The sequence below is a fragment of the Salipaludibacillus sp. HK11 genome, from assembly GCF_047795645.1.
In the GTDB taxonomy this organism is placed as follows: Bacteria; Bacillota; Bacilli; order Bacillales; family Salisediminibacteriaceae; genus Salipaludibacillus.
Genome location: NZ_CP181045.1, coordinates 3,943,415 through 3,969,022 on the forward strand (window position 1 = coordinate 3,943,415; position 25,608 = coordinate 3,969,022).

31 protein-coding genes are annotated in these 25,608 nt (G+C 37.6%); 28 read left to right on the forward strand and 3 right to left on the reverse strand.

Translation table 11 applies throughout. From position 1 onward, the window contains the following. Positions 1-3: 3 nt before the first annotated feature. Positions 4-1,443, reverse strand: coding sequence for a PTS system trehalose-specific EIIBC component (gene treP, locus ACM26V_RS18630; RefSeq protein WP_416148222.1), 1,440 nt, complete (start codon positions 1,441-1,443; stop codon positions 4-6). Between the two features lie 141 nt (positions 1,444-1,584). Continuing rightward, a complete protein-coding gene (locus tag ACM26V_RS18635; protein WP_416148223.1) occupies positions 1,585-2,517 on the reverse strand; it encodes a DMT family transporter in 933 nt (310 codons plus the stop codon). Between the two features lie 203 nt (positions 2,518-2,720). On the opposite strand from ACM26V_RS18635, the gene ACM26V_RS18640 reads away from it, so the two are divergent. Then, positions 2,721-3,041, forward strand: coding sequence for a DUF2325 domain-containing protein (locus ACM26V_RS18640; protein ID WP_416148224.1), 321 nt, complete (start codon positions 2,721-2,723; stop codon positions 3,039-3,041). A 70-nt stretch (positions 3,042-3,111) separates the two neighbouring features. Next, a complete protein-coding gene (locus tag ACM26V_RS18645) occupies positions 3,112-3,546 on the forward strand; it encodes a hypothetical protein (protein ID WP_416148225.1) in 435 nt (144 codons plus the stop codon). Positions 3,547-3,626: 80 nt separating this feature from the next. On the opposite strand, the gene ACM26V_RS18650 is transcribed toward ACM26V_RS18645, so the two are convergent. After that, on the reverse strand, positions 3,627-3,845 hold the full coding sequence (locus tag ACM26V_RS18650; protein ID WP_416148226.1) for a spore germination protein: 219 nt from the start codon (positions 3,843-3,845) through the stop codon (positions 3,627-3,629). A gap of 163 nt (positions 3,846-4,008) precedes the next feature. Between ACM26V_RS18650 and tnpB the strand changes: the two genes are divergently transcribed. The 26 genes from tnpB (at position 4,009) to ACM26V_RS18780 (ending at position 25,514) form a co-directional block, all read left to right on the forward strand. After that, positions 4,009-5,181, forward strand: coding sequence for an IS200/IS605 family element RNA-guided endonuclease TnpB (gene tnpB / locus ACM26V_RS18655; protein ID WP_416148227.1), 1,173 nt, complete (start codon positions 4,009-4,011; stop codon positions 5,179-5,181). 285 nt (positions 5,182-5,466) lie between these two features. Next, positions 5,467-5,688, forward strand: a complete 222-nt coding sequence (locus tag ACM26V_RS18660) for a spore germination protein (protein ID WP_416148228.1) — start codon at positions 5,467-5,469, stop codon at positions 5,686-5,688. A 12-nt stretch (positions 5,689-5,700) separates the two neighbouring features. Next, a complete protein-coding gene (locus tag ACM26V_RS18665; RefSeq protein ID WP_416148230.1) occupies positions 5,701-5,922 on the forward strand; it encodes a spore germination protein GerPB in 222 nt (73 codons plus the stop codon). Between the two features lie 32 nt (positions 5,923-5,954). Continuing rightward, positions 5,955-6,581, forward strand: a complete 627-nt coding sequence (gene gerPC / locus ACM26V_RS18670) for a spore germination protein GerPC (RefSeq protein ID WP_416148231.1) — start codon at positions 5,955-5,957, stop codon at positions 6,579-6,581. 1 nt (position 6,582) lies between these two features. Then, the gene (locus ACM26V_RS18675) at positions 6,583-6,759 is read left to right on the forward strand and encodes a spore gernimation protein GerPD (protein ID WP_416148232.1); all 177 of its coding nucleotides are present in this window, start codon (positions 6,583-6,585) and stop codon (positions 6,757-6,759) included. A gap of 13 nt (positions 6,760-6,772) precedes the next feature. Further along, positions 6,773-7,222, forward strand: a complete 450-nt coding sequence (locus ACM26V_RS18680; RefSeq protein WP_416148233.1) for a spore germination protein GerPE — start codon at positions 6,773-6,775, stop codon at positions 7,220-7,222. A gap of 441 nt (positions 7,223-7,663) precedes the next feature. Then, entirely contained in the window at positions 7,664-8,059 is a 396-nt protein-coding gene (locus ACM26V_RS18685) for an Hsp20/alpha crystallin family protein (RefSeq protein WP_416148234.1), read from the forward strand. Positions 8,060-8,913: 854 nt separating this feature from the next. Further along, positions 8,914-9,786 carry a hypothetical protein gene (locus tag ACM26V_RS18690; protein WP_416148235.1) on the forward strand — a complete coding sequence of 291 codons (873 nt, stop codon included), beginning with the start codon at positions 8,914-8,916 and terminating at the stop codon, positions 9,784-9,786. Then, positions 9,779-10,579: an SAF domain-containing protein gene (locus ACM26V_RS18695; protein ID WP_416148236.1), complete on the forward strand. Its 801-nt coding sequence runs from the start codon at positions 9,779-9,781 to the stop codon at positions 10,577-10,579. The genes ACM26V_RS18690 and ACM26V_RS18695 overlap by 8 nt, the downstream gene beginning before the upstream one ends. A 3-nt stretch (positions 10,580-10,582) precedes the next feature. Next, entirely contained in the window at positions 10,583-11,722 is a 1,140-nt protein-coding gene (locus ACM26V_RS18700) for an AAA family ATPase (protein ID WP_416148237.1), read from the forward strand. Positions 11,723-11,769: 47 nt separating this feature from the next. After that, the gene (locus ACM26V_RS18705; protein WP_416148238.1) at positions 11,770-13,104 is read left to right on the forward strand and encodes a CpaF family protein; all 1,335 of its coding nucleotides are present in this window, start codon (positions 11,770-11,772) and stop codon (positions 13,102-13,104) included. After that, entirely contained in the window at positions 13,101-14,030 is a 930-nt protein-coding gene (locus ACM26V_RS18710; protein WP_416148239.1) for a type II secretion system F family protein, read from the forward strand. The genes ACM26V_RS18705 and ACM26V_RS18710 overlap by 4 nt, the downstream gene beginning before the upstream one ends. 4 nt (positions 14,031-14,034) lie before the next feature. Next, complete coding sequence (locus ACM26V_RS18715) at positions 14,035-14,979, forward strand: type II secretion system F family protein (RefSeq protein WP_416148240.1); 945 nt, start codon at positions 14,035-14,037, stop codon at positions 14,977-14,979. Between the two features lie 97 nt (positions 14,980-15,076). Beyond that, on the forward strand, positions 15,077-15,319 hold the full coding sequence (locus tag ACM26V_RS18720) for a hypothetical protein (protein ID WP_416148241.1): 243 nt from the start codon (positions 15,077-15,079) through the stop codon (positions 15,317-15,319). Positions 15,320-15,348: 29 nt separating this feature from the next. Further along, positions 15,349-15,747 (forward strand): TadE/TadG family type IV pilus assembly protein, encoded by a 399-nt coding sequence (locus ACM26V_RS18725; protein ID WP_416148242.1) that lies wholly within the window; start codon positions 15,349-15,351, stop codon positions 15,745-15,747. A 30-nt stretch (positions 15,748-15,777) separates the two neighbouring features. After that, positions 15,778-16,518 carry a pilus assembly protein TadG-related protein gene (locus ACM26V_RS18730; RefSeq protein ID WP_416148243.1) on the forward strand — a complete coding sequence of 247 codons (741 nt, stop codon included), beginning with the start codon at positions 15,778-15,780 and terminating at the stop codon, positions 16,516-16,518. Positions 16,519-16,572: 54 nt separating this feature from the next. Further along, complete coding sequence (locus ACM26V_RS18735) at positions 16,573-18,048, forward strand: hypothetical protein (protein WP_416148244.1); 1,476 nt, start codon at positions 16,573-16,575, stop codon at positions 18,046-18,048. A 22-nt stretch (positions 18,049-18,070) separates the two neighbouring features. Further along, positions 18,071-18,352: a hypothetical protein gene (locus ACM26V_RS18740; RefSeq protein ID WP_416148245.1), complete on the forward strand. Its 282-nt coding sequence runs from the start codon at positions 18,071-18,073 to the stop codon at positions 18,350-18,352. Positions 18,353-18,418: 66 nt separating this feature from the next. Continuing rightward, the gene (locus ACM26V_RS18745) at positions 18,419-18,871 is read left to right on the forward strand and encodes a hypothetical protein (RefSeq protein WP_416148247.1); all 453 of its coding nucleotides are present in this window, start codon (positions 18,419-18,421) and stop codon (positions 18,869-18,871) included. A 27-nt stretch (positions 18,872-18,898) separates the two neighbouring features. Next, a complete protein-coding gene (locus ACM26V_RS18750; protein ID WP_416148248.1) occupies positions 18,899-19,300 on the forward strand; it encodes a hypothetical protein in 402 nt (133 codons plus the stop codon). 415 nt (positions 19,301-19,715) lie between these two features. Continuing rightward, a complete protein-coding gene (locus ACM26V_RS18755) occupies positions 19,716-20,534 on the forward strand; it encodes a hypothetical protein (protein WP_416148249.1) in 819 nt (272 codons plus the stop codon). A gap of 135 nt (positions 20,535-20,669) precedes the next feature. After that, entirely contained in the window at positions 20,670-22,094 is a 1,425-nt protein-coding gene (locus ACM26V_RS18760) for a VWA domain-containing protein (RefSeq protein WP_416148250.1), read from the forward strand. A gap of 304 nt (positions 22,095-22,398) precedes the next feature. After that, positions 22,399-22,722, forward strand: coding sequence for a hypothetical protein (locus tag ACM26V_RS18765; RefSeq protein ID WP_416148251.1), 324 nt, complete (start codon positions 22,399-22,401; stop codon positions 22,720-22,722). Between the two features lie 191 nt (positions 22,723-22,913). Then, positions 22,914-24,671, forward strand: coding sequence for an OmpA family protein (locus ACM26V_RS18770; RefSeq protein WP_416148252.1), 1,758 nt, complete (start codon positions 22,914-22,916; stop codon positions 24,669-24,671). An 83-nt stretch (positions 24,672-24,754) separates the two neighbouring features. Then, entirely contained in the window at positions 24,755-25,372 is a 618-nt protein-coding gene (locus ACM26V_RS18775) for a hypothetical protein (RefSeq protein ID WP_416148253.1), read from the forward strand. A gap of 16 nt (positions 25,373-25,388) precedes the next feature. Next, a complete protein-coding gene (locus ACM26V_RS18780; protein WP_416148254.1) occupies positions 25,389-25,514 on the forward strand; it encodes a hypothetical protein in 126 nt (41 codons plus the stop codon). Positions 25,515-25,608 lie beyond the last annotated feature (94 nt).

The following is a 25,608-nucleotide window of genomic DNA, read 5'->3' on the forward strand; positions in this document are numbered from 1 at the left end:
ATTTTATTTTTTCCCGAGACGTTTGTATGCATTAATACCCATTTTGGTTTTTGATAGTGCAATGGTCAAGAAGAATGGAACCGCAATTGCTACAGCCATTGCAATGAAGAAAATGATCCAGAATTGAAATTGAATCGAAAGAAATCCTGGAATACCACCAACACCAATAGAGTTAGCCATAACACCACCACCTACTGAAATCATCGCTGCAATCGAAGAACCAATCATTGCAGCTAAGAATGGGAAGGTATATTTTAAGTTAATCCCAAACATCGCAGGTTCGGTAACACCTAAATAACAAGAAATTGCGGCTGGGACAGAAACTTGCTGCTCTTTTTCGTCTTTTTTATTTAAGAAGATCATCGCAACAACGGCGGAACCTTGTGCAATATTCGATAGGGCAATCATTGGCCATAGATTCGTCCCATCAAATTCACTCATTAATTGTAAATCAATTGCATTGGTCATATGATGCAGACCTGTAATAACAAGTGGTGCATAAGCAAAACCGAAGATCGCCGCAAATAACCAGCCAAATGTAGAAGTCAATCCTGAATAGACAATTTCAGAGATCCAAGAGCCGATTGTCCAACCGATAGGACCTAGAACGACGTGTGCGATAAGCACTGCAGGAATGAGCGCAAAGAATGGAACAAAGATCATTGAAATCACATTCGGAATTACTTTTCGTAAGCCCAATTCAAGATAAGATAAGACAAAACCTGCGAAGATCGCTGGAATCACTTGTGCTTGATAACCAATCATATCGACTTGGGCGAAACCAAAGTCCCAAAACGGGATAGATTCTCCACCTGCAACGCCGTAAGCATTAAGGAGTTGAGGAGAAACGAGCGTAATACCTAATACGATACCAAGAATCTGTGTTGTTCCCATCTTTCTTGCAATCGCCCAGGTTATCCCGACTGGTAAGAAGTGAAATATCGCTTCGCCAATTAACCACAAGAACTCATGGGCACCAGCCCAAAATTGAGAAACCTCGACTAATGTTAAGTTATTGTCTGGACCCATCATGCCGATTTCACCGATAACGTTTCTAAAACCTAAGATAAGACCGCCGACGACGAGTGCTGGAATAAGTGGTGTAAAGATATCAGCAAGGTGAGAGATCATTCGTTGGATAAAACTCATATTTTGTTTAGCAGCAACTTTCGCTTCATCTTTTGACGTATCGCCAACACCGGCAATTTTCGTAAACTCATTATAAAAAGAAGCGACATCGTTACCAACGATTACTTGAAATTGTCCTGCGTTTGTAAAGGTACCTTTGACGAGATCAATTTCTTCAATTTTTTCTTTATCCGCTTTGTCAGGGTCATTGAGCACGAAGCGCATTCTTGTTGCACAATGTGTGACAACAGAAACATTGTCACTACCCCCGATGTGTTCCAGTAATTCCTTAGCTGGATCCGTAAATTTACTCATTTTGTTATCCTCCTTGTCTTTTATCAGTAATAGTAGTTCCTTACTTCCGATCGGTCATCTTGTATATACAAGTTTTGTTTACGTTTTCATTGTAACCTTGTATATACAAGTGTGTCAATAAGAAATTTTAAGTTAGGAAGATTATTTGATGGGCGCTTCTTTGTAGAAGCAGCGTTTGAGCCATTTTTTGCGGAAAGAAAAAACGGTTAGAAATAAAGATAAAAAAACGAAGGCGAACCCGGAAACCTGCCATCTGGTTAATGTTTCATTTAGTAATACGAGACCGACGATTGCAGATACGACTAGTTCAAATGAAGATAAAATAGACGCTTTACTCGATTCCATATATGAAAGTCCTAGTGTGAAAAGAAGATAGGCAAAGATCGTCGAGAAAATTGATAATCCTAAAATATATAGCCATACTTCTTGGATCATAAATAATTCACGTTGCTCCCATATAGAACTTGTTGGAATCATAAATGCACTACCGGAAATTAATGAATAGACGGTAAGTGTTAACGGATGATACATTCCGCCTATTACCTTTCCAATAATACTGAAGGAAGAACAAAACAAACCAGAAAGCGTACCGAGAACGATCGTAAAACCATTAACGGAGACTCCACCGATCGGAAAAAACTCAATCACTAATCCACAACCAAGAATCGTAAAGAAAATCGCGACACCTTTTTGAAAAGTGATTTTCTCTTTATATAATAAACTGGCGATGATAGCGGTGAATATCGGGGAAATGTAAACAAATATGACAGCAATCGAGAGGGAAGCTCTATTCATCACTTCAAAGTAGCACCAATTAAATAAAGCGATGCTTATTACGCCTAAACCAATAAAGTATGGAAGGTGGGTCAATTTAATCTTTAAGTAACGTCTTCCGATTGCGACAAGTACACCGAATAAAATAAGACTCGATATCGTTAAGCGAACAGATACTACTTGCCAAGGTGTGAAGCCAAATTGGTACAGGTTTTCGACGAAGAGTCCAGTTACACCCCAAAAGGACGCACCCAAAAGAATGAAAAGATGAGCAAAAGATTTATTCTTTCTCAGTTTCATTGAGTTATCCTCCCTTTTTCTCTATCTGACTAGGGTGAGGAATAACGTGAAATTTATGTGCTAAATGAGGATAACTTTTAGATTGTTAAATAAACTAACAAGTTTTTCAAAAATTAGGATTGAAAAAAGAGAGGAGGTAGATTATACTTTAATCAAATGATAATGATTATCATTATCATAATAGCGAGGGAGGTTTGAATAATATGGCGTCTTTATTAATTTATGGTGGGGATCAACTAGGGGCTATTCCTAAACATCTTGAAAACATCGGTTTCGACAACATTGTTCATATTGATGGTAAAAAAACGAGAACGATCAAAAAGGAAATTCCGGAAAATATTGACCTCATCCTTATTCTTACAGACTTTATTAATCATAATTTGGCAAAAAAGATAAAAGGACGTGCAGAAAAAAGAAAAATACCGATTTGCTATTCAAGACGATCTTGGTGTGCAATATCAAAAACGATATATTCCTGTGAAGAAGCCTGTCAGCAATGCCCATTTTTAAAAAATAGTCAGTAATAAATTTTCCCAAGGGTGATAAAATGCGTAAAAAAACTATCATGCAACTACTATTGGAACGCAGAAGAAAATGACGATTCAAGCGTTAATTAATCGCTTAATGAACCATATTATTGTGCAAAAAAAGTACGGTAAACTAGACGCATTAAATGTTATATATAAGGAGTGCCACCCTTGTGTCACAGAAGTATTCTCTTCTTCTGGGGACTTCTTAGTAAGAATCTCTGCTATTACCGATTATACGATTCAAATTGTTTCGAAATTACAAACTTGTGATTTCTACAGATCGCTTGTACTGAAAGACACGTACATATTTTTAGGGGAAAACCAATCTCAAAATGAAGCGTGGGTGTTCTTATCGTCCGCAACAAAGGAGGACCCGAAATTTTTAATTGAACTTAGGGAAGTCTTAAATGAAACTTTCACCGGATCTTGGGCATGCTTGATTTACTGCATGGAAGATGGCGATATGACAAAGTTGTTTCAATTTTCTCAGTGGAAATAGTGGAGACGTTATGAGGACAAAAAAAGGATCTTTTTCGATCGCACCGTGAGGTAAAAGCAATCGAGAAAGATCTTTTTTTATTAAGCGAGACCGGCGATATTTTGATCAGAAACATCTGGATCTAACGTATTATTTAAATTTATTCCGTTATTGGTGATGATGAAGTCCCCCGTATTCCCACCGCCTGATCCACTTACTGCTTTCGTTGTTGATTTAGGTGAAATATTCAGTGTGTCACCAAAATTAAGAACGCCATTATTAGAATTTATTTTGAATGGTCCATATACAATTGAAGGCATAGTTATCCCCCTTTTCTGTAGTTATTCATCACTTTTTATCGTTTTCCGCCAGAAGACTCCCTCTTCCATCGCGAGAAGGGCTTTTAGCCATGGCGGTTGGCGATAGCCAACAGACTCACCTCATGATATGATTGAAACATACGTTCGCAAATGAGGTGATGTCATGTTAGTAAAAAAAGCGTTCAAATTTCGTATTTTTCCTAATCCGAAACAAGTCGAGCTCATTCATAAAACGCTCGGTTGTTCAAGATTCGTGTTCAATTTCTTCCTCAGTAAGCAGAAGCAAAAAGACGCTTACTGGTACATCGTCGAAGAGATGGTGCAAAACGGTCATCTCCCTTCAAATAACTGGAAAGGAGAGTTTTTCAACAAATACGCGTCAGTTAAGGCGGTTCGCCAATTAAAAGAGCATTACCCTTTTTTAAAAGAAGTGGATAGTATTTCCTTGCAAAAGTCCGTTGAAAACCTCGCTGATTCTTACCAAAGGTATTATAAAAAACAAAACAAAGCTCCTAAGTTTAAAAGTAAAAAGAACAAGATACAGTCCTATGTCACGAAGCACACCAATGGAAATATCGCTATTTTAGGTAAACACATCAAGTTGCCGAAGCTTGGTCTTGTTCGGTTTTCTAAAAGTCGTGACGTGGATGGGCGAATCATAAATGTGACCATACGACGCAATCCAAGTGGTAAGTACTTTGTGTCAATCTTAGCTGAAACAGACGTCGTTGAGATGCCGAAGACAAACACCTGTACAGGCGTTGATCTAGGACTAAAAGACTTCGCTATCCTTGCAGATGGAACAAGATATAGAAACCATCGTTATTTTAAGTCGTTAGAACAAAAGGTAGCAAAGGCTCAACAAGTTCTATCAAGGCGAGTTATTGGTTCTAGCAACTGGAACAAGCAACGAATCAAGGTCGCTCGAATTCACGAAAAGATTGAAAACAAGCGGACAGATTTCTTGCATAAGACCTCGACGGATATCATCAAAAACCACGATATTATCGGAATGGAGAGTCTGCAAGTATCGAACATGATGAAAAATAAGAAAACAGCTCAATCAATCGCTGATGTATCTTGGTCTCAATTTAAGAGCCTGTTGAAATATAAAGCTAAATGGTACGGGAAGACGGTGGTGGAAGTGAGCAAAACCTTCCCTAGCTCACAACGTTATTCACGTTGCGGCTATAAAAACAAAGACGTGAAAGATCTGAATGTGCGTGAGTGGACGTGTGTTTGTGGCATGCATCACGACCGCGATATGAACGCAGGATTAAATCTCAAACATGAAGCTATAAGGCTTCTAACCGTCGGTGCGACGGGGCTAGCCTAATCAAAACTTTCGGTTACGAAGGTGTTCTTAGGAATCCCCCACTTCAAACAGTTCGCAAGAGCAGTTAAGTGGCGGGTAGTTCAATGATAAACTCTCCAAAAGATACTGTGTTATTTAACGTATGCATAAACACAGTCAGAGGTTAGTGATTTTTATTAGTAATTTCGCGATCCTAGAACGGAGCACGTGATACGTTCTTATGATTTTTTTTATAGAACATGAACATGTATGAGAAAGAAACATAGGCTATTATAAAGTGACTGAATGGGAAAAAGGGTGATGTTTATGCCAGCAATTGTAGGCGCAGTAAAAGTAATTAGTATTGGTAGTAATGGTATTTTTAATATTGGAGATATTTTTAACGTTGCACCGACGAGTACAGCAAAAACATTTGCTGGAGCGGGTTCTTTTAATACTGGTGATAATTTAAGAGTAAGAAACAACTACAGTTCAACAAACACGTATGACAGTGATCTAGCTGATTCAAATATAAATTCAGTTATATAAAAGGAGAGCCAAATGAATTTCCATATTAATCAACATATCACAATACACAACTTAAGAATAAATGGAATAAGTAACTCTTCTGTTTTACAAATTGGAAGTGCAGGTAGCATTACCCCCTCAGCAAATCTTTATAATACTGGTGGTTTTACAGAACCGGCACCAGAAGCAGGGGACGCACCAGACGATGCATCTGTCCCGTTTGTCCCGTTAACTCCGCCGACAGGTATTAGCTAGGAAAAAAATGATGTCATGTAGGAGGAGGGTGAATGAATTATAACAATCCAAATATGGCGCAACATATCCAACAACTATATGGACATCTAAATGCACAGAACGAAAAAATCGGTAAATTAGAAGCAAACATTCAGCAACTGCAAAATCAAATTAACAGTTTAAAAGAGGAGAAACAAACTTCTACTATTGAAAAAATCGAGTATAAATTTGATCAATTAAAAGTTGAAAAGTTAGAAGGAACCTTGAATATTGGGATAACTCCTAATAATGGCAGTGGGAGTTCGATTGAGGACTTTGCAGTTAATAATCAGGGTTTAAATTCCCCACAAAGTAATCAACAAAACTCCCAAGTTTTTGAGGGAATACAAGAGAGAGTTCATGAGTATCTTAACGAAGAATGTTACCAAGACATTGCATATATTGAACAACAAAATAATTATCAAATAGATAACCAGTATCGTCAGTATATTATAGAAGATATTAGAAAGCAGGTAGATAACCGAATACGTCATTATTTAAGTCAAATTAATCTGAATGGTTTGAACTCAGATGATTTATTAAAAACTCAGGAAATGGCGACTCGAAAAATGAAAGAAGATATTCACAAAACATACGAAGAATTTATTAGACAATTACCACGAAAGGAGAACGAACCTTAAAATGAATTTTACAGTCGTAAATAAAGAAATAAGTGTAGATAATGTTCGTGTTTTAGGTGTAGCGAGTTCCTCTATATTTTTAGTTGGTGATGCGGATTCTATTGCCTTATCATCTGTATTTGATACACCACCGGAATCTTTAATTATCGGCCCATTTGTTCCACTGGCCCGTACGTAAGGAGTTTACTAAATTGTATAAAAGAACATCAATCGTCAAAACGATCAAGGTGAGAGATGTATTAAGTAACTCTATTTTTGAAGTAGGTGACACACGTCATATCACACCACGTACTAAAGTATTAGCGGTGCAGCGAAAGTATGAACAATTTTATTCTGACGAGGGTAATTTAGATGCTTTTCCAATATTTACGAAGCCTTTACCTGAGCCGACGATTAATCGCTCAGTCAACTTTAATAAATACAATGAATCATTCATTATTAATGTCAATCATATTGATGTGATTAGCGTCTCAACATCTAGTGTATTGCACATCGGCTCAACGGAAACGATTAATGCAGAAGCAAGAATAAAGCATATCAGGCAACTGCTAAATGACTCTGATGGAAGGAGCGGCACTTCCACTTCCGATGTTGGAGAAGCTAGTGGAGTTCGAGCCGATCCCGATGAGAAGGAAAAGTAGTAGGGAGTGAAGCTAGTAGGGTTTGAGCTGAAGCGAGGAGAAGAAAAGAGAGTAGGGAGTAAAACTAGCGGGGTTTGAGCCGAAGCGAGGAGAAGAAAAGGAAGTAGGGGGTAAAACTAGTGGGGTTTGAGCCGAAGCGAGGAGAAGAAAAGGAAGTAGGGGGTAAAACTAGTGGGGTTTGAGCCGAAGCGAGGAGAAGAAAAGGAAGTAGGGGGTAAAACTAGTGGGGTTTGAGCTGAAGCGAGGAGAAGAAAAGAGAGTAGGGAGTAAATCTAGCGGGGTTTGAGCCGAAGCGAGGAGAAGAAAAGGAAGTAGGGGATAAATCTAGCGGGGTTTGAGTAGATAAAACACTTCTGAATAGTCATTTTTGAACAACATAATCTTCAAACTTGAAAGTGGTGAAATGTTTTGGATTATTACTCACATGAATGGAACAAACCTTTGAAAAAATTCTTTGAAGATGATTTTCTAGGTAATTTTAATAGTTTTTTTAATGGGATGGTTCAGCAACCAAGAGCAAATGTATATGAGTCTGAAAATGAAGTAATATGCGCGATTTTCTTACCTGGTATCCAAAATGTAGAAGATATCGATCTGACTATTAATGAAAGAACGCTAGAAGTGAGAGGGACTTCTCGGCTTGAATTCAAGGGATTTCGCATAACGCAAGAAGAAGTTTATCAAGGCGAATTTAAACGTATCATGGAACTACCATACTTGGTTCGTCAAGATAAAAGCGATGCTACGTTTAAACGAGGGATATTAACGGTTCATTTATATCGATTAATTACAGATAAGAAAAGCAATAATGGAGTAGTCATTCGAGATGACGAGTGAAGTTAGTCAAAACAACGGTGTGAGCGATGATAAGTTAGTTTTTATCACAACGTTAATGGAAGAAAGACCTTTGAGCGATCTTACGATCGAGTGAAGGTTTTTTCTATTGATGAAAAAGCGCGAAATTGGCTGAATTCAGGATTGGCATTTATAAACTTGGTAGAATTATTTCTAAATATTGAATAAAACTAGGCAATAAATCTATTTTAATTTCGTTGGGAAAAGGACGAATTACACCTGTTCGACATAAAACGTCAATCCTCTTAAAGTGGGGATAATACTGATATGACAGGCTTTATTAGCTTATAATCATGAAAATGACTAGTTAATACTATAGTTATAGTGTAAAAATGGTTTAAAAAATGAATAGAAAGTAACTGACAAATGTAATGTTACTTAATTATTTTGGTTTAAGAAAAGTTTGTAGAAGGCGTAAGACTAAGGAATTTAGAATGAAACAAGTACAAAAAAAGTGATTTTTCGATAATAGGTCCTAACGACTATATCACTTTAAAATTAACAGAAATCACTAAAAAATTACATTATTTTATTTAACATACCTATAAATATTGTCCTAATTGAAAGGTATAGGGAGATTAGCCTAAAGGACAAAAACATGGTATTTTATTACATGTTAGTGTGTTCTGTTATCTTCTTACCTTATTGATTGTACAACTGAATTATGTAAAATAGCCATTGCCATTTACAAGTTAACCAAAGGTGAGAATACCTATCTCATTACAAATAGTTATAATAAATGAAACGCAAAACTAAGGACTGTTAAATTAGGAAAAACCATCCGAAATAAACTTAAAAAAACCTGTTTCATCAAACGAATTAAAGGCGGTTGTCAAATGGATTTAATTTTGGACGAGACGATTGGAATGACAGAAAGATTAGGGGAAGAGCTACTGAATAATACTCAATTGACAGTAAAGCCATCATATGAGGTGAGAAGTAGTGTCAGTATTTCAGATTATATAGAAAACAATGTCCCTTCCATTTTTAAAAGAAAATTGAAGCTCAAACAAAATAATTTGCAAGGGGAATTAGAATATTTTCAAAATTACCGAAAAAATAAATCTGAGACAGGGGAACGGAACGTCATTTTGTATTTGTTTGATCCTGATGTAACTAAGATGGATCAACTATTAAGGATAAGAAACTGGCTTCTCCCTGAAGTGGATTTAATCTCGGTGAGTGTGCGACCAATGGTAGCATTTTTAGATAGTTATCTCATTATCCATAACTATCAACGTCTCTTAACTATTTATAGAGAAGGTGTAAATGCTTCAAAAGAAGTTCGAGATGAGGTGAATAAGATCATACAAACGAGCTCTCTATGGATGATCACGCCTTTTAAAAAACCATCTATACTTCAGAGAAAAAAGTGGGTATTCAAGCCTTCAAAAGAGTATAAAGATTATTATTTGCATCATTATAACCCAAAAATAGGAGAGTGGATAACCAGTGATAGCGGCCCTATTTCTCATTGTTTATCGAAAATGATCGTGAAAGCGGAAGACGCTCCTTTATATGGGGCAAAAAAAAATCTAACCCACGATGCCTTTCAAGTTGATGAATATTTAGAAATGTTAGATATCCAACAATATAGTGTTCCAGCAAATTTACCTTATATACAGTTTATTCAACCAATGATTGAACAAGGGAACAAAAGAGAAGAGAAAGTGAATGAACAAAAGACGGAGTTGAAGGTACATGATTGATGCGAAACGCAAAGCAATGATATTTCTAATTGTTGCATTTATTTTAGCGATTATTACAAGTGTTCTGGTTTTAGACCAAATAAGAGCAGCTCAAGATTCACTCGGTGAAAGAACAGAAGTAGCAGTTGCAGCTAGCAATATTCAAACTTACTCGGAAATAACTGAAGATATGATTGATTGGGTTGAAATCCCACAAGTGGAGAACCTTGGGTCATTTGTACGAGATATGAGTGAGCTAGAGGGAGCGATTTCAATCGTGAATCTTCAAGACGGAGATTTGCTCACGTCGAACATTTTACGCACTGCTACTGAGATTCCTGAAAATCATCGTATAGTATGGCTTAATGCCACAAGCAACGTCGTACTAGATCAGCCTGTAGCTGCGGGTGATACAATCGACATCATTGTAACCTATACGCCTGAAGATTCGGCTCTTACGACAACTAGATTGTTTAAACAGGTGGATGTGATTCAAAGGGAAGAGATAGGAGAAGAACTATCCAACATTAAAATTTCTCTACCAATTATAGAGGCAGAAAAGTTTATACATTTCCAAAACACAGCAGATTCTATAAGAATCCTTTTATCAAACCAAGTTCAACAACCAGGTCAAGAGGAAAATACTGTTGAAGAAGAATTACCAGATAGGGAAGTAATCGGAGAATCCGAGGGAGTTGAAGACCTAGAAGATAATGATCGAGAGCCTGAGGGAGAAGAATCAAATGAAGAAGGCGATTCTAATGAATTGGGTGAGGACGTTAACGAAGATAACGATGAAGATGAGGATGAGTAGACAATGACTGAGCTACGCGCGTTAATCATAACGAAAGACGAAGAGACTCGTCAAAAACTTTGCGATCATCTTGAAAAAAAACAGATGATCGCAGTGTCGGAAAACGATTGGAGTGAAGAATTTCTTCAACAAGGTTACAATCTTATATTTGTAGATGAAGCATTTGTGGAGATGGAATCCACGTTATGGACTGCCTCTCAAACGTACATTATTATTCTCACTAAACAAAAGTCATTCGATCAAGTGAGAGACTTAATGAAGTTTGGTATTTATGACGTCTTATTGCCTGAGGAGGAAGACGAACGGGTTGTTGATATAATAAACCATCTTCATGACAAGCTAAATCAGGAGATGTTGTTGGCAAGTACAGGTGATAGTTTCAACTCAAGAGGAAATGTGCTCGTATTTTATAGTTCTAAAGGAGGTGCCGGTAAGAGTATTCTTGCCACACTATCATCTCAATGTCTTCAAACTCAGCATGATAAAAAAGTTGCCCTTCTGGACTTAAACGCCCAGTTTGGAGGGATAGACGTTTTGATGGGGTTAGACCATCAGAGATCTTATTATGATTTGAAGCCAGTACTAGAGGAACTAGCGATCCATCATATTCATAACATTGCAGTGACACATGAAGAAACGGGTGTAGATGTGATTCTTGGGCCATCAAACCCTGAACAGGCAGAAGAAATGGAAGATGAACTAATTTCCAGAATGATTCGTGTCTTGAAAGAACACTATGACTACGTTTTGATTGATATGCCAAGCCAAGTATCGTCATTAAGCTTCACTGGTTTAAACGAAGCTAGCCACATTTATTACGTTGTTACACCTGATAGCCTAAGTCTTCGAGCTTTGAAGCATAGTCTTGCTTTATTCGATCGCTTTCAAATAGGTAAAAAACAAGGACTATCTCTAATTCTAAATCGCACAGGGAAAAAAGATGAGATGACGGAAGCAGACGTAAAAAAAATCATTGACATCCCTGTGGAAGGCAATATTCGTGCTGATTACTATGGGATTCAACCAATGCTAAATATGGGTATCCCCTTTTTCTTACCAAACGGAAAAAAGGCAAAGTCGAAAGTTACAAAAGATATCGATAGATTTGTGGAGAAACAAATAGTACCAATCATCAAAAAGTAAAGGAACTAATAATGTTATAACATTTTTAAATAAGGCAGGTGGAAAAAATGTCTTGGGTCCAAAAAGTGAAACAAAGAAATACTAGCACTAATGCGAAAACGAGTCTTATACAGGAAGATGAAGTAGATAAATGGGTCCGACATTATAAAGATAGACTCATTAAAGAAGCTGATCTAGAGTCTATTACGACATTAGATCCTCAGGAAAGAAAATATACGATAGAACGACTCATTTCCAAAATGATTGAAGAAGAGCGTGTTATAATTCCTGCGAATGTCATGCACGAAATTATCAATCAGCTTATAAATGAATCGGTCGGTTATGGTCCGCTGGAGTCTCTCCTACAGCAAGATGATATAACCGAGATTATGGTGAACAGTCCTAATGAAATCTTCATTGAGCGTAAGGGGAAATTAAAGAGGACTAGTGTAAGGTTTAAAGATGAAGAGCATATACGTCATATTATTGACCGAATAATTGCACCTTTAGGTCGAAGAATTGACGAAAGTTCACCGATGGTTGACGCACGACTTCATGATGGAAGTCGAGTGAACGCAGCCATTCCACCTGTCAGTTTAGATGGACCTGTCATTTCTATAAGAAAATTTAAAGCCGATCCATTTTCTATGAGAGAACTTATCGAATTAGAATCTTTCCATCCCATTATGGGGGAGTTTTTAACAGCTCTAGTAAAAGCGAAATGCAACATTCTCGTATCAGGTGGTACAGGAAGTGGAAAAACTACGCTACTAAACGTGTTGTCTGCAGCCATTCCAAGTGGAGAACGGATTGTAACGATTGAGGATATGGCAGAATTACGTTTTGGCTACGAGAATCTTGTCCGCATGGAAGCAAGACCAGCAAACATGGAAGGTTCAGGAGAGATTGGGATTCGACACCTTGTAAAGAATGCGTTGAGAATGAGGCCTGACCGGATCATTGTCGGAGAAGTAAGGGGAACGGAAGCCATTGATATGCTTCAGGCTATGAACACAGGTCATGAAGGATCGCTTACTACTGTCCACGCCAACACTCCGAAAGATGCACTCGGAAGGTTGGAAGCCATGGTTATCATGTCTGGTCTCCCATTAACTGTTGATGTTATCCGAGGATATTTTGTAGGAGCATTAGACATTATTGTTCAAAGTGAAAGGCTCATTGATGGTCGTCGAAAACTTGTTAAAATCTCTGAAGTAGTGGAAGAAAATGGTGAAGTACTGATAAAAGATATCTTTCATTTTAATAGAAAAGGAACAAGTGATGATGGAAAAGTAATAGGAAATTTCGAAGCTACTGGCTACGTTCCGCATGTCTATAATAGAATTCAAGGATTCGGCATTGAACTCGATGAAACGTTGTTTAACAAGAGGTGCTTATCATGATGATACTTCTATCAATGAGTGGAATGTTGCTTACATTTTTCATAGCCTGCTATTTTTACTGGCAAAGCTTTCAATCTCAGAAAGCAGCCAAACGAGCCCAATTATGGTTTGAAAATGAGGATGAAAAGAAACGGAGGAGTTTCATTTACCTTTTTGGTGACAAGTTTGACAGGTCTGAATTGTCTGAGTCTCTGAGAGAACGGCTTTTACAAGCTGATTTATCGATGAAAGCTTCGGAATATGTAGCGATCTGTCTGTCACTTTTTGCTGCTCTATGGTTAATGAATCATTTTATTCTTCAATTGCTCTTTCCACTTGATGTGGTATTAGCGTATTTTCTCGTTTGGATTGGGTCGAAATTTTTCTTGAACTCGAGAAAAAGCAAGCGGTCTGTCGAGTTTAATAGACAGCTTCCGGAAATATGCCGGATGATGAGTAATGCTGTAAAAGCTGGAATGACGCTTCATCAAGGCATTAGTATTGTTGAAAAGGAACTGCCGGACCCAGCCAAAAGGGAGTTTCAAGAGATGAATCAGGAGTTGAACCTGGGGAGTAATTTTGATGAAGTTATGAATGGGCTCACAAAGAAGATTGCAAGTGAAGAATTAAAAATATTTGTCAATACGATTTCTATTCAACGAAGAGTAGGCGGGAATCTCGTTGAAGTTCTAAGCATGATGGCGGAAACATTGGAAGAACGGGCGAGAGTAAATAAAGAGATAACCACGATAACAGCGGAGTCGAAATACATCGCCCTTATACTTCCACTTCTTCCAGTTTTCATGGCCGTTATCATGAACATGGTCATTCCTGGATTTTTAAATCCGTTGTTCACTGCATTAGGGTTGGTTTTACTAGTAGTTTTTATTAGCCTCCAGCTTGTCGCTTATTTCATGATAAAGCAAATTACAAGAATAAGGGTGTGATGTTATGAATGACGATGCCTTACTAACATTAGTCTCACTCTTTATAGGTTCCATACTGTTGTTCATCTTACTTGGATTTATATATATATGGATTTATGTAGCTAAAAAGCAAAAGTTCTTTTCATATGTAGGTGATGGCGGAAAGAAAAAAAGACATAAGCGCTCTTTTGGTGAGCGGATATCAGGGCCTTTGTTAAAGGGAGCGGAATATGTGGGACCAACAGCTATGAAGTATCCATTTTTTGCAAAAGAAGATCGTGATGAGCGTTTTTTGACCTATGCGGGTAATCCATTAGGATTGGATTTACAAAAATTTTATGGTCTTCGTTACGTACTTGGTTTTGGTTCGTTGATTATATTTTGGCCATATCAGCTTATAGGCATGCCCTATGGAAATCTTGCACTGATTATTATGCCTGTTCTAGGATTTTTAGTTCCAAATCTATGGATAAGATACAAAGCGAAAGACAGACAAGAGGTCATAAGTGCCTCTATGCCAGACTTTATGGATATTGTAAGTATCTCTTTAAGAGCGGGCGCTTCTCTTGAAGGAGCGTTAAGGCAAGTTTCGAGTAAAATGGAAGGTCCGCTCAGTGAAGAAATAAGTCGGTATACACGAGAGACAAGCCTAGGGGTTCCGAGGAAGAAAGCATTTAAGGAGTTATTAGATCGAAATACATCCAAGGAATTAGAAAATCTTGTTCATTCTTTGATTCAAGGCGACGAATTGGGGGTGCCAATTGCTCAGACCTTTAACGTTCAAGCAAGTGATTTACGTCAAACACGAGGATATAAGGCAAAAGAAAAAGCAGCAAAAGCAAGTCCGCAAATCACATTAGTAACAACATTTTTTGTTGCGCCATCGGTACTTTTACTTATTGTAGGTTTAATGGTACTGAATTTAATGTATAACCCTGGTGCCTTCGGGTTGGATGTTTTCTTTAATTAGATCTTTGGCAATTCAATTTCGTCTATTTTCATATTAGATTTTCTTAAAAACACTATGTTACAAAGAGACAAATTACATTAAAAAGGAGAGATTTATTATGTTTAAAAAAATCTATACGTTGTGGGTTCAGAAAAAGGAAGAAGTTATGGATACCCTCCAAGAAGAAAAAGGGGCACTATCTCTGGAATGGGTAGCACTAGGATTGCTGGTTATTGTGTTTATTTCGGCTATTGTCACATACCTTCAAGCTGATGGTGGAAATGATATCGCTGAAAGAATAATTGACACAATTGGTAACCTTGTTGAACAGATTGGTTCTGGTGGTGGAGGTGAAGGATAAAATTCTTAATAGGAGAGGATTGAACGAAGATGCAAAAAATATGCAAACGTTATGTAAAAAACGAAAAAGGGTCACAGACAATTGAGTTTGTGGCCATCTTTCCTCTCATTATTTTATCATTTTTATTGATCTGGCAAATTGCGCTAGTTGCTTATGCCATTGTGGTCACTGAAGCAGCAGCCAGGGATGGTGCGAGAACAGCCTCTGTAAACGGCGACTACCGAACGGTGATAGAGCGGTCTGCATATGGATTGGATATTGTAAATGAACCTGAAATGTCTTTAGGGTCTTCCTCTTATGGAGAGGAAGTAACCATTACGGTAGAAACAAAAGTACCGGTTATACAAATGCCGTTTATTAAAAATATTGAACAAACTATAACTTCTAACGCCACGATGCCGTATGAAGGCGAAGAAGAAGACATTTAGTGCAAAGGATGGGACAGGGAGGTTAGGGTAATGAAGGTCTTGAAAAACGAACAAGGAAGTACTTTGATCATGATTATGGCTATTTTGATGGCTTCTATTTTTATGGCCTTTATGTTTTTTGACTTGTTTACAACCTTTGCAAATAAACGTGTAAGTCAGACGGGAGCCGATTCCGGAGTTCTTGCTGCGGCAAAAGAAGCTCGTCATGCTTCACGAGAGGCATTGCTAGAAGAAGTGGTGGATCGTTTAGAGGATCTCGAGGAAGAAATAGGAGACTTATTAGAAGATGAAGAAGAGGACTTTCTAGCAGATATTGATGAAGAAGAAGATCCTCCGGAATTTGATGAAGAGGAGTATCTAGAGAATATTATTGATGATTTAGATATTCCGGATTCCATCGTCGATCGTCTAAACGACCCAACAGCAGATATAGACTTTGAAGAGGCATTGGATTTCTTTTTTGATGATGATGGGGATGTGACTGCTATTGCCTGTTATGGGATATCCAATGAATGGAATGAGATTGAAGAGGCAGCAATCTACTTCGCAGTAAAAAACGGGGCGGTTCATGAATCAAACAATGATATTGTCGTTCGCTTTCCTTACGACAATGAATTCAAAATTCAGGTATTCACTAAACGTAATCCGGATTATGTCACCATTGATAAGGAAGATGTACTGAACAATGATATTTTTGCTGAAGCGGCAGCGGATGTCGGTGGTATTCCGGGATTTGAGTTTATGCCGAGCCGCTGCACAGGCGGAATGTAACCTTTAGCTTAATAACGGAGAGAAGAAGAGAATAGAAGAAGGGAGGAATGAAATTTGATACAGTTTCATAAGCAGTATAAATGGACTATAAGCATATTTATCGTGATCATGTTAGGAACACTTTTGTCCTTCACACATGCATCCTATGCTTCAGATGACGATGATGGGTTTATCATGCCTGATGAGGAGCCTTTTCGTCTTGTTGATACGGATGCGACAAGCGGTACATCCGGTAACGGATCAGGCGGTGGAAATTGGGGGCCAGATGCACCAGGTGGCTTTATCCCTGGAGGTATTCCTGAGCAAGGTTCAAACCCCGGAGGTCCAGGCACGAACAACCCTGATCCAAATCATTCTGATCCAAACGGTGACGACAAAGACCGAGGTTTTTGGGGAGATTTAGGAGAGAGTCTTAGGGACGGTTTTGAGACAGCTTGGGACGGTATTCGTAACGGGGGAGAAATAACTTGGGACTTCATGAAAGAACAAGGTAAACGTGGTATGGAAAATGCCGGGGAATTATGGGATGATACTGTGGCAAAAACTAGTAGCTTATGGGAAAGCTCACTTGATTGGCTGAACTCAGCGGGAGAATGGATCGCCGACAAATGGGATTCTCTTGGAGACTTGGGACAGGACCTAGTTAAAACCATTGTGTCTGTTCTTGGTGTTGCTGCCATCGCAGTAGGAATTGTTCTAATTGGACTTGTTACATGGCCTGTTGCATTAGTAGCTATTGGAGGTGCAGCATTATTTGCTGGTATATACTTCGCAATAAACGGAGGATCGGACTCATTTAACTGGGGTCATTCCTTTTTGTGGGCAGCAGGAGGAGGCTTGTTAGGCGGTGTTGCTCAAAGTATGGGAGGAATTGTAGCAGGAGCAAAGGCTTTGGGCAAAGCATTTATTTGGGCCCGAGGTGGATTACAAATGATGTGGTTAAGAAATGTTCACTTAGGCATGAAACAGTTGGGAGCATTAGGTTTTGCAAAAACAGTAGCAGGAGGAGCGGCTAAGCTATTTTTTGGAGGCATAGCGGCATCTTTAATTATAGACGGTATTAACTTTTATGTATTAGGGATAGAAAAACCTGTCAGTCAAGTAATAACGGATTCTTTATTTACAGGTGTTGCTTCAGCACTAACATTCGGCCTTGCAAAAGGCTATATTTTTACGTCATTAGGGGGAAAACTTGGATGGGCAGCATATAGTGGAGGAGTTTTTGGAACTATGGAGCTATTCAGAGGATATTTTAATACCGGGAGTTTCGAAATGTCGAATTTCTTAATTGGGGCGGCGGTAGGAGCAGTGTTTGGGCCACTTTTCAGTGTAGCTAAAAAAATTGGTAATATAAAAATGTCTATGGGAAATAGGAATAATTCAGAAATGTTTGGTCTTAATTTCACTATTGATTTTATTAGTTCTCATACGGATTCCTTTTTCAAATCAAAATTAAAGGGAGAGGAATTGAAAGTAGGAGAGCATCTAGAAATCGAAAAACAGATGGAGAAAAAGTATTATTCAAAATAAACTTAAAAGCGGGTGCTAGAAATTGAATAAAAAAAAATGGACGATGATTCAAATTATTATAGTTGCAATATTAATACCAGGAATTCTCTTAATCTTTTGGGTTACAGGTGGAAAGGTAGACCATATCCTGGTGAGCAACCCAATTTACAGGTGGTCTACTGTTTTAATAATAATATCGGGTTTTTATGTAGCGGTTTTAGCACAAATCAGTATATCTACTGGAAAAACTGATAAAAAAACACACTTACAATCATTCATAACTGTCATATCTATCCTTATTCTAGGAGCGATTGCAAGAAGTTAATATGGGAGCGATTTTTAGAAGGCCATGACAATGGAAAGGTGAAGAATGAAAGGGAGGGGGCGGAGGATGAGGGTCAAAGGATTATTTGAAATTACCACGAAGGAAATGCGGAGGCAGGGGGGAGAATATTCCTATGTAGTTGTCAATGAAATTGAGTTTGAGAACAAGGATTTTGAAAAAATGGCTATCAGTCTTGCCGTGAATTACAAGAAGCAATTTCTTTCTGTTGACCGGACGTTTCCCAGATTATTCTCTAAAAGTAAAGGGAAATATTTCATGTCATTTATGGAATTAGATAAATTGGCTGACACAAATCAAAGACGTGAAAATTTGAGTGAGTTTACAGGAGAATATGAAGTACTGGATACGATGCTTGATTTTCTTATAACAGGGAAGTATCGATTGCAATTTAAACAGGAAGACATGGCGCAAGAAGCTGTTACAAAATCAGCGAAGTTACTTGTCCAAGAATTGAAGGAGTTTTCTAGGGATGCTTACTTTCGCTATGGTTTTAAATGACAGAAAATCATTGATTGGAGGTTGAAAATGTCTAAACCTATTTATGACTTAAACATAGAATCCCTCATTGACCGGAAAGAAAGCGAACAATATCTCCTTGTGATTCATCTGGATTGGCTTGACGAAAAGGCGGCTTGGACATTTCAAAAGCATGCGTACTTATTTGATCAGTGGACGTTTCGTTCAAAGAAACCGAAGTTTGTGAAAGAAAGCGATTCAGATTACAAAGTAACGTTGGAATACGACCAGCACACGGATGAAGAAACAACAGAAACCTTGGGAAGTCTTCTAGTTAAAGGTCAGTGGATCCTTACATATGACAACAAAAAAGAAGCTGAAGCAGTCTTATTGGCTGGTAAAGGACAGTTGGAAGATACCTTGGATAAAGTATGGCGAGCGTTAGAAAAAAAGGAACAACTAGGGGTTTAGGAATTGTAACTTTCGATTTTTACATAGATTTTATATGTTGATGATTGCGCTAAGTAGTGTAAATGCCTTCTTAATGATGGGTCAAATTCCGCTTATTCGCTTTTTAAATGGAGATTTAGAAAGGGGCAGACAATTGTTTCAGAAACTCCTTTTTTATACTTTTTCTGCCCTTATTTAGCCAATATAAGAAACAAACCTGTATGAGAATTGATAATAACTGCTTTTAAAATCGGTAAAAAGCGGTTTTTTCGTATGTTCTTCATTATCATTCTAGTTAAATAATTGAAGCAGTCTTGGCTCACGAAGGGGGAAATCTCCAAAATCTTATCAAAACCTTGACCATTAACTAATAAAAATGTTGTAGATGGAGCTGCCAATTTATTTAAGAGTGCAAAATTATTTTTGGAGGATGATCATGTTTAAAAGTAGTATAAAAAAACATAAAAAATTTCTCGAAACTCATCAACTATTTAGTTATGAAACGGAATTAGATGAGAGTACTTATTCCTTTATTCAATATTTTCGGTTTAATAAACCGACAGATGCCTTGGTATTAGATAACCAAGGGGGCGTTGTTGAAAGAAATCTAGCCAAAAGAGTTACGGGTATCTTATTACCCTTCACAAGTAGTTTGTTAAATGCACCAAAACTAGATTTAATGAGACAAAAAGAAGATAAACTTCCTCATGAAATGACGAAATTGTTAAGTAGTGTCAAGTTGATAAATGGACTCGATGTAAAGGTACAAGAAGAAATATTACAAATTTATAATGCATTCTCTTATCATCAGGAAGGGCAAGAAAAGTTAGATCAAATCCGAAAAGAAATGGATGAAAAAATTGATCTAGTAAAAAAAACTAGTGTGTTGACACTCGAAATCTCGCAAAATATGAACTTTCTAGAAAATAAGTTTGCTGAAACAGTTTATAAACAAGCATTACTAATGGATTATACAACAAGTTCACGGAAAAACCTTTTAAATTGGATTACTGTTAATAAGGAATCATACGTTGGATCTGATTTACAATATTTAACTAAGTCTGAAAAGCTATTGAAAGAATCCATAAAGAGTATAGTACTTCATCCCCTTAAAACTTCTGTTGAAAAATTTGAAAAAGATGTACCACCTTTACAACAAAGTGAGGTAGAAGCGAGAGTGAAAGAATTTATTCAGAAAAGAAATGAAGTCGAAAGAGAAAAATATTCTCAGAACATGCAATTATTAAGGAACTAGTAAATATATGGATCAGAGAGTAAAAGAGCTTATTCAAATGAGAAAGATTGGATATGAAAACAATATTGAAAGAGATAGTAAGTTGAGTGGTTATAGTGAGTTATAACGATAGAGGGTTTCTGAGGAGGCAAGAAAATGAAGCAACGAAATGTTATTCGATTTATATTAATCTTAATTGTCCTGTTAGCAGCGTGTTCAAATGAAAATAATCAATTAGCAGAAGAAAATGAAATAGAAGATTCAGCGACAGAAAATCAGTTGGAAAACAACGAAAACAAAGAAGTAAATAATTCTGAAAACAACGAAATTAACGAGATCGCCGAAAACAACTATGAAGAAGAAACATTTCAATTAGTTGATATGAATGCAGAACTCCTCCCGAACAATATTCAAGAAGTGATGGATTTTCCAGTGGGGAAATTCGAGGGTGAATCGTTTAGTGAAGATAATAAAGCGTTTATGGAAGAAGTTGATGCTTTACCGTCTCTGCATGAAGAAGCAAGTGAAGAAGAACTGGAAAATTACATATATCAAGTAGTGAGTTTGTATGCAGCAAATTATCCTGATCCAAGACAACTCATTAATCGTTGGGAACAGTTGTCATTTGGAACTCCGGAAGTGGAGGAGGACTCTCGATACGAGATGAAAGAGAATTTAAACGTAGAAATTCTTCTTGATTCAAGTGGGAGTATGAGTGAAGAAATTGATGGAACGCCTAAGATGGACATAGCGAAAGAAGCGATCACTGAGTTTGTGGAGGAGTTGCCAGAAGAGGCAAATGTATCGCTACGAGTATATGGGCATATTGGAGAAAGTCAAGAAGTCTCATGTGAACGGGTGGATCGAGTGTACGACCTCCAACCGTACGAGGAGGAGGCATTTGGGGAAACTTTGGAGGAGTTTTTCCCGAATGGATGGACGCCAATAGCGAAAGCAGTCGAAGATACCCATGAGGACTATCAAGACTTAAGTGGCGAAGAGAACACGAATCTCATTTATCTTGTTAGTGATGGGATTGAAACGTGCGGTGGGGATCCGGTTAAGGCGGCAGAGGAATTAGGTCAATCTGAGATTATGCCGATTGTGAACATTATTGGATTCGATGTACCAAGTGATGAACAACAACAGTTGAAGGATATGGCATCAGCGGCGGAGGGTGTATACGCAGTGGCGGATGACCAAGATCAGTTAAAAGAAGAACTGAGCCGAGGAAACGAAATGGCGAGTGCTTGGTTGCAGTGGAAGGGAGAAATGGGCACTGAAATATCTGTTACTAGAGGCGAACAAGCGAATGAAATAATCGAAGAGCGCAACAGTTGGAGAAAAAAAATACAAGACGAAAGAATTTCTGGTTCAGAAATAATGAGTTATTTAAAATCAGGTGAAAAATTAACTGAAGAACAACGAAAGAAAGCCTATGATATGGTAAATGATCGCTATAGAGCAATCTATGATATGGGTGAAGAAGTTTATGGGCTACTTTACGACGATAATAAAGAAAATCACAGTAAAATGCGAGAGCAAATGGAAGAATTATACGAGGAACAAGAGACAGATTGATAGAGATCCAAGATCGTAGAGCTGGAAACTAAGTTCTTTCAAAGAACAATACGATGAAAAGCCACACATCGCAACTGGCATTTTTCTTCATGCGGGTAGACAATCACAAACAGGATTCAGAATGGTGTTAAGAAAACGCTAGAAGTGAGAGTATAGGTGATAATTGGAATAAAGCAAGCTGATTAGGCTCTTCCTAATAAGCAGTAATTGAGAAGTAACTCTGTTGGTATTAGATCAGCGCGGTTGCTTCTTTTACATATAAATTTATAGTTAGATCGTTTTAAAGATTTTTTTGGAGGACATTATGAGACCTAACTTGAAATTAATAACAATGTGCTTTTTCATGTTTCCTGTATTTTGGGGTGTCATAGCCCTTAGTTATCCTGAGTGGGACTCAAAATTTACGAATTTAACGTTCATTACAATTACCATTTTAACTTTTACTTTCATGCCAGCTTCTTATGGAAGTATGCAACTAAGGGAAGCTACAGGTGGGCTTGAAGTTATGAATGTGATGATGTCTTTAGGATTTATATCTTTTGCCCTATTTTTTATCGTATTTTGGCATCCTCTCGTTATCAAACTCAAAAATCCTGAGTGGCGAGCTCAAGATTACAGGTCTAAATGATGACTAATATATGAAACAACATTTAATCTAAACGAGTGGGAACCTTTTATCTGATTGTTCGTTATAAAGATATTAAAGAAGATATTCATATTTGCTAGATTAGCTAGATTAAAAGACGGTGCAAATGCCTCCGTCATGTCACAGCTGAAGAAATTGGCAAAGAGAATAAAAACTATTTAAGGAGCATTCCGATGACTTATTCTATAAGTGTAAAAAAATCAGTTCTATATCTTATGTGTATTATCACATTCTTTTTAGCTGGATGTGAAAGAGACGAAAATGACGATGTAGAAAATAATACGAATAGTGAGAATGAAAATAATGTTTCAGAAGATGTTGACGAATCGTCTTCTGAAAACGATTTGCCGGAAGCAAATGATGGTGGGAATCCGTTCATTGCTGAAGCACCGTCAGAACCAGAAACCTATGAAGATGTGATCGCTTATGGAGAGGGCGAATTAGCTCATTTAGATCGAGATGAGGACGAAGAAGAAATGATGGAGGTTGTTAAAGATAGGCTTCCTTCTTTACAAGATGCAACAGAGGTGGAAATGCAATATTATTGGGAAGCTTTGTTGTATTTAACAATGGAAGAGTATATGGCAACAGATGATCTAATCGAAAAATACGAATTGGGGGAATTTGATTCGGACGTTGAGGGTGTCTGGTATATGATGAAAGATCATTTGAATGTTCTTACCGTATTAAATATAGGTGAACAATTGAGTGAAGATGAAATGGCTATTGCTACACAATCAATTGAGACTTTGGCTTTGGCGCTCCCTAGGCCTGTTAGATCTCAGTTTGGGGTTCGTACAACAGGAGGAAGGGAATCTGAATGTGAAAATACGGAGCTTATATACGAATTTGGTGAATATAAGCACTATAGTAAATTGCCCGATGCCTTGAGTGAGGTCTCTATTGGTGGAGAAGCGTCGCTATCGTATGCGTTGGAAGTGGCGATAGAAGATTTTGCAGATTATCCATCAGAAGAACATACAAATGTTATTTATCTTGTCACGAATAGTATAGGTTCCTGTGACAGTGACCTGTTTGAAGAGTTCGAAGACGTGTGGAGCAAGGCTGATTCAGATATGGTCTTGAACGTGATTGGTATTAATGTAAGTGAGGGTGATCAGAGAGTTTTGGAAAAAGTCGCTGAATTCGGTGGAGGGATTTATATTCCAGGATCCTCTGAAGAAGAGGTGGAAGAAGGATTAACTAGAACAAGTGAATTTTCCTATGATTGGGACAAGTGGGAAGTAGAAGAAGAGAGGGCTGCATTTTTGCTTAAAAGGGACAATGACCTAAATATCACGGGATTTAGTAACAGTTGGAGAGCTAGTCAATCAATCGAGTCGTTGAAAATAAATCGAATTATAGAGAAACTATCAAGTGATGACTATATTGATAGTCCATTAAGAAGGTTTCTAAACGATAAAAAAGGTGAGAGAGAAGATAGTATTAATAGGATAAGAGACATTGAAATGGAGAGATTAACAGTAGAAAATGAGCATAATTACAGATCGGTATTAGGACAAATAGCCGATCAATTTGCATTACCAGGCAAGCCAGTTGTCATTGAAGAAGAGGACGAATTTGTCATGCTTGAAATCGATGAGACATTCTTATTTGACTATGATGACGATACATTAAAACCAGAAGCGGAGGACGTTTTGGATGAGATAACGGATGCACTGATTAAGTTAGAAGGAGCAGATGTAGATATCCATGGTCATACAGATAGCGAAGGGGATGCGGAATACAATCAAGGGTTATCTGAACGAAGAGCGCAAGCGGTGAAAGAATTTTTTGAAGGTGAAGATGGATTGAATAATGTGACATTTACGAAAGAAGGTTTTGGTGAAACGCGACCGACAGCAGATAACGAGACGGAAGAAGGTCGTGCGAAAAATCGGAGAGTCGAGGTGTGGATTGAACAGCATTAATGATGAGGTGTTTATTAAAATCACTAGGGCCTGATACCGTAGTAATTTCTTTGGAGGATTGTTTAATTAATGGAGGATTTTAAATGAGGGAAAAAAAATATATTGCTAAAGAAGCGGAGGCAACTCTTCATGGATTTTGGGCGATGTTATTCTTGCCTATTATTGGGGGAGCACTTGCTACTACGAATCCTGAGCCATCAATTATCTATGGCTCAGCAAGTCTCATTTTGGTCGGCCTACTCATTCTATGGACAATTTACGGAAGAATAATGAATAGGTGGAAAATAATTGGTTGGGTTCAACTTCATTGTATTATTTGCAACCATGTGGGGACTGGTTTGCTTTTAGTTGGAATTTGGAGATACTTTGGAGCAATTAGTTCTATCGGTGTCCTGTTTCTTATCATCTACCTTTCTTCTACTATCATTCCATACATCTACCGGAAAGAATTTTTTGATGCAATGTGGGGGCGCGGAGGAAATAAAAAATTATTTCCTCTTATCTTTAGCGTGTTTTGTCTAGCAGCATTGATTGCAGGTGGTAGCTCATATGGAGCAATGTTAGCGAGCGTGCGCTTATATGGTGAAGAAATTTCGCAACTCCGCTATAGCTTTGCTGGTATTTTTGTTAGTATATTTTTAAATTTGTTTTTTTCTGGATTTTGGACTATGGCCAAAGGTGAGATTAACTTAAAATCATGAAAATAAGAATGAAGTAATGAATTTTAATCGATTCATATTTATCTTATTTGTGCTGTTAGCCGAGTGTTCAAAAAAAAATAATGGAAATGAAGTAGAAGTATTAGCACTAGAGAATAATTTGGAAAACAACGAAATTAACTAGCACTTCTAATATTATTTCAATGAGTAATTCTAAGTATTTTTAAGTGGAGATTTCTACTCACTAAAAGGTGGGTTATTTAATTAATGGAGGGTTA

Excerpts from the sequence above, each read along its gene's own strand:
- ACM26V_RS18725 (WP_416148242.1), top strand. The coding sequence starts at position 15,349 with ATGCAAAAAATATGCAAACGTTATGTAAAAAACGAAAAAGGGTCACAG.
- ACM26V_RS18755 (WP_416148249.1), top strand. The coding sequence starts at position 19,716 with ATGTTTAAAAGTAGTATAAAAAAACATAAAAAATTTCTCGAAACTCAT.
- ACM26V_RS18750 (WP_416148248.1), top strand. The coding sequence starts at position 18,899 with ATGTCTAAACCTATTTATGACTTAAACATAGAATCCCTCATTGACCGG.
- gerPC (WP_416148231.1), top strand. The coding sequence starts at position 5,955 with ATGAATTATAACAATCCAAATATGGCGCAACATATCCAACAACTATAT.
- ACM26V_RS18635 (WP_416148223.1), bottom strand. The coding sequence starts at position 2,517 with ATGAAACTGAGAAAGAATAAATCTTTTGCTCATCTTTTCATTCTTTTG.
- ACM26V_RS18745 (WP_416148247.1), top strand. The coding sequence starts at position 18,419 with ATGAGGGTCAAAGGATTATTTGAAATTACCACGAAGGAAATGCGGAGG.
- ACM26V_RS18690 (WP_416148235.1), top strand. The coding sequence starts at position 8,914 with ATGGATTTAATTTTGGACGAGACGATTGGAATGACAGAAAGATTAGGG.
- ACM26V_RS18760 (WP_416148250.1), top strand. The coding sequence starts at position 20,670 with ATGAAGCAACGAAATGTTATTCGATTTATATTAATCTTAATTGTCCTG.
- ACM26V_RS18775 (WP_416148253.1), top strand. The coding sequence starts at position 24,755 with ATGAGGGAAAAAAAATATATTGCTAAAGAAGCGGAGGCAACTCTTCAT.
- treP (WP_416148222.1), bottom strand. The coding sequence starts at position 1,443 with ATGAGTAAATTTACGGATCCAGCTAAGGAATTACTGGAACACATCGGG.
- ACM26V_RS18730 (WP_416148243.1), top strand. The coding sequence starts at position 15,778 with ATGAAGGTCTTGAAAAACGAACAAGGAAGTACTTTGATCATGATTATG.
- tnpB (WP_416148227.1), top strand. The coding sequence starts at position 4,009 with ATGTTAGTAAAAAAAGCGTTCAAATTTCGTATTTTTCCTAATCCGAAA.
- ACM26V_RS18715 (WP_416148240.1), top strand. The coding sequence starts at position 14,035 with ATGAATGACGATGCCTTACTAACATTAGTCTCACTCTTTATAGGTTCC.
- ACM26V_RS18660 (WP_416148228.1), top strand. The coding sequence starts at position 5,467 with ATGCCAGCAATTGTAGGCGCAGTAAAAGTAATTAGTATTGGTAGTAAT.
- ACM26V_RS18770 (WP_416148252.1), top strand. The coding sequence starts at position 22,914 with ATGACTTATTCTATAAGTGTAAAAAAATCAGTTCTATATCTTATGTGT.
- ACM26V_RS18640 (WP_416148224.1), top strand. The coding sequence starts at position 2,721 with ATGGCGTCTTTATTAATTTATGGTGGGGATCAACTAGGGGCTATTCCT.
- ACM26V_RS18695 (WP_416148236.1), top strand. The coding sequence starts at position 9,779 with ATGATTGATGCGAAACGCAAAGCAATGATATTTCTAATTGTTGCATTT.
- ACM26V_RS18710 (WP_416148239.1), top strand. The coding sequence starts at position 13,101 with ATGATGATACTTCTATCAATGAGTGGAATGTTGCTTACATTTTTCATA.
- ACM26V_RS18705 (WP_416148238.1), top strand. The coding sequence starts at position 11,770 with ATGTCTTGGGTCCAAAAAGTGAAACAAAGAAATACTAGCACTAATGCG.
- ACM26V_RS18665 (WP_416148230.1), top strand. The coding sequence starts at position 5,701 with ATGAATTTCCATATTAATCAACATATCACAATACACAACTTAAGAATA.
- ACM26V_RS18700 (WP_416148237.1), top strand. The coding sequence starts at position 10,583 with ATGACTGAGCTACGCGCGTTAATCATAACGAAAGACGAAGAGACTCGT.
- ACM26V_RS18780 (WP_416148254.1), top strand. The coding sequence starts at position 25,389 with ATGAATTTTAATCGATTCATATTTATCTTATTTGTGCTGTTAGCCGAG.
- ACM26V_RS18720 (WP_416148241.1), top strand. The coding sequence starts at position 15,077 with ATGTTTAAAAAAATCTATACGTTGTGGGTTCAGAAAAAGGAAGAAGTT.
- ACM26V_RS18650 (WP_416148226.1), bottom strand. The coding sequence starts at position 3,845 with ATGCCTTCAATTGTATATGGACCATTCAAAATAAATTCTAATAATGGC.
- ACM26V_RS18645 (WP_416148225.1), top strand. The coding sequence starts at position 3,112 with ATGACGATTCAAGCGTTAATTAATCGCTTAATGAACCATATTATTGTG.
- ACM26V_RS18675 (WP_416148232.1), top strand. The coding sequence starts at position 6,583 with ATGAATTTTACAGTCGTAAATAAAGAAATAAGTGTAGATAATGTTCGT.
- ACM26V_RS18765 (WP_416148251.1), top strand. The coding sequence starts at position 22,399 with ATGAGACCTAACTTGAAATTAATAACAATGTGCTTTTTCATGTTTCCT.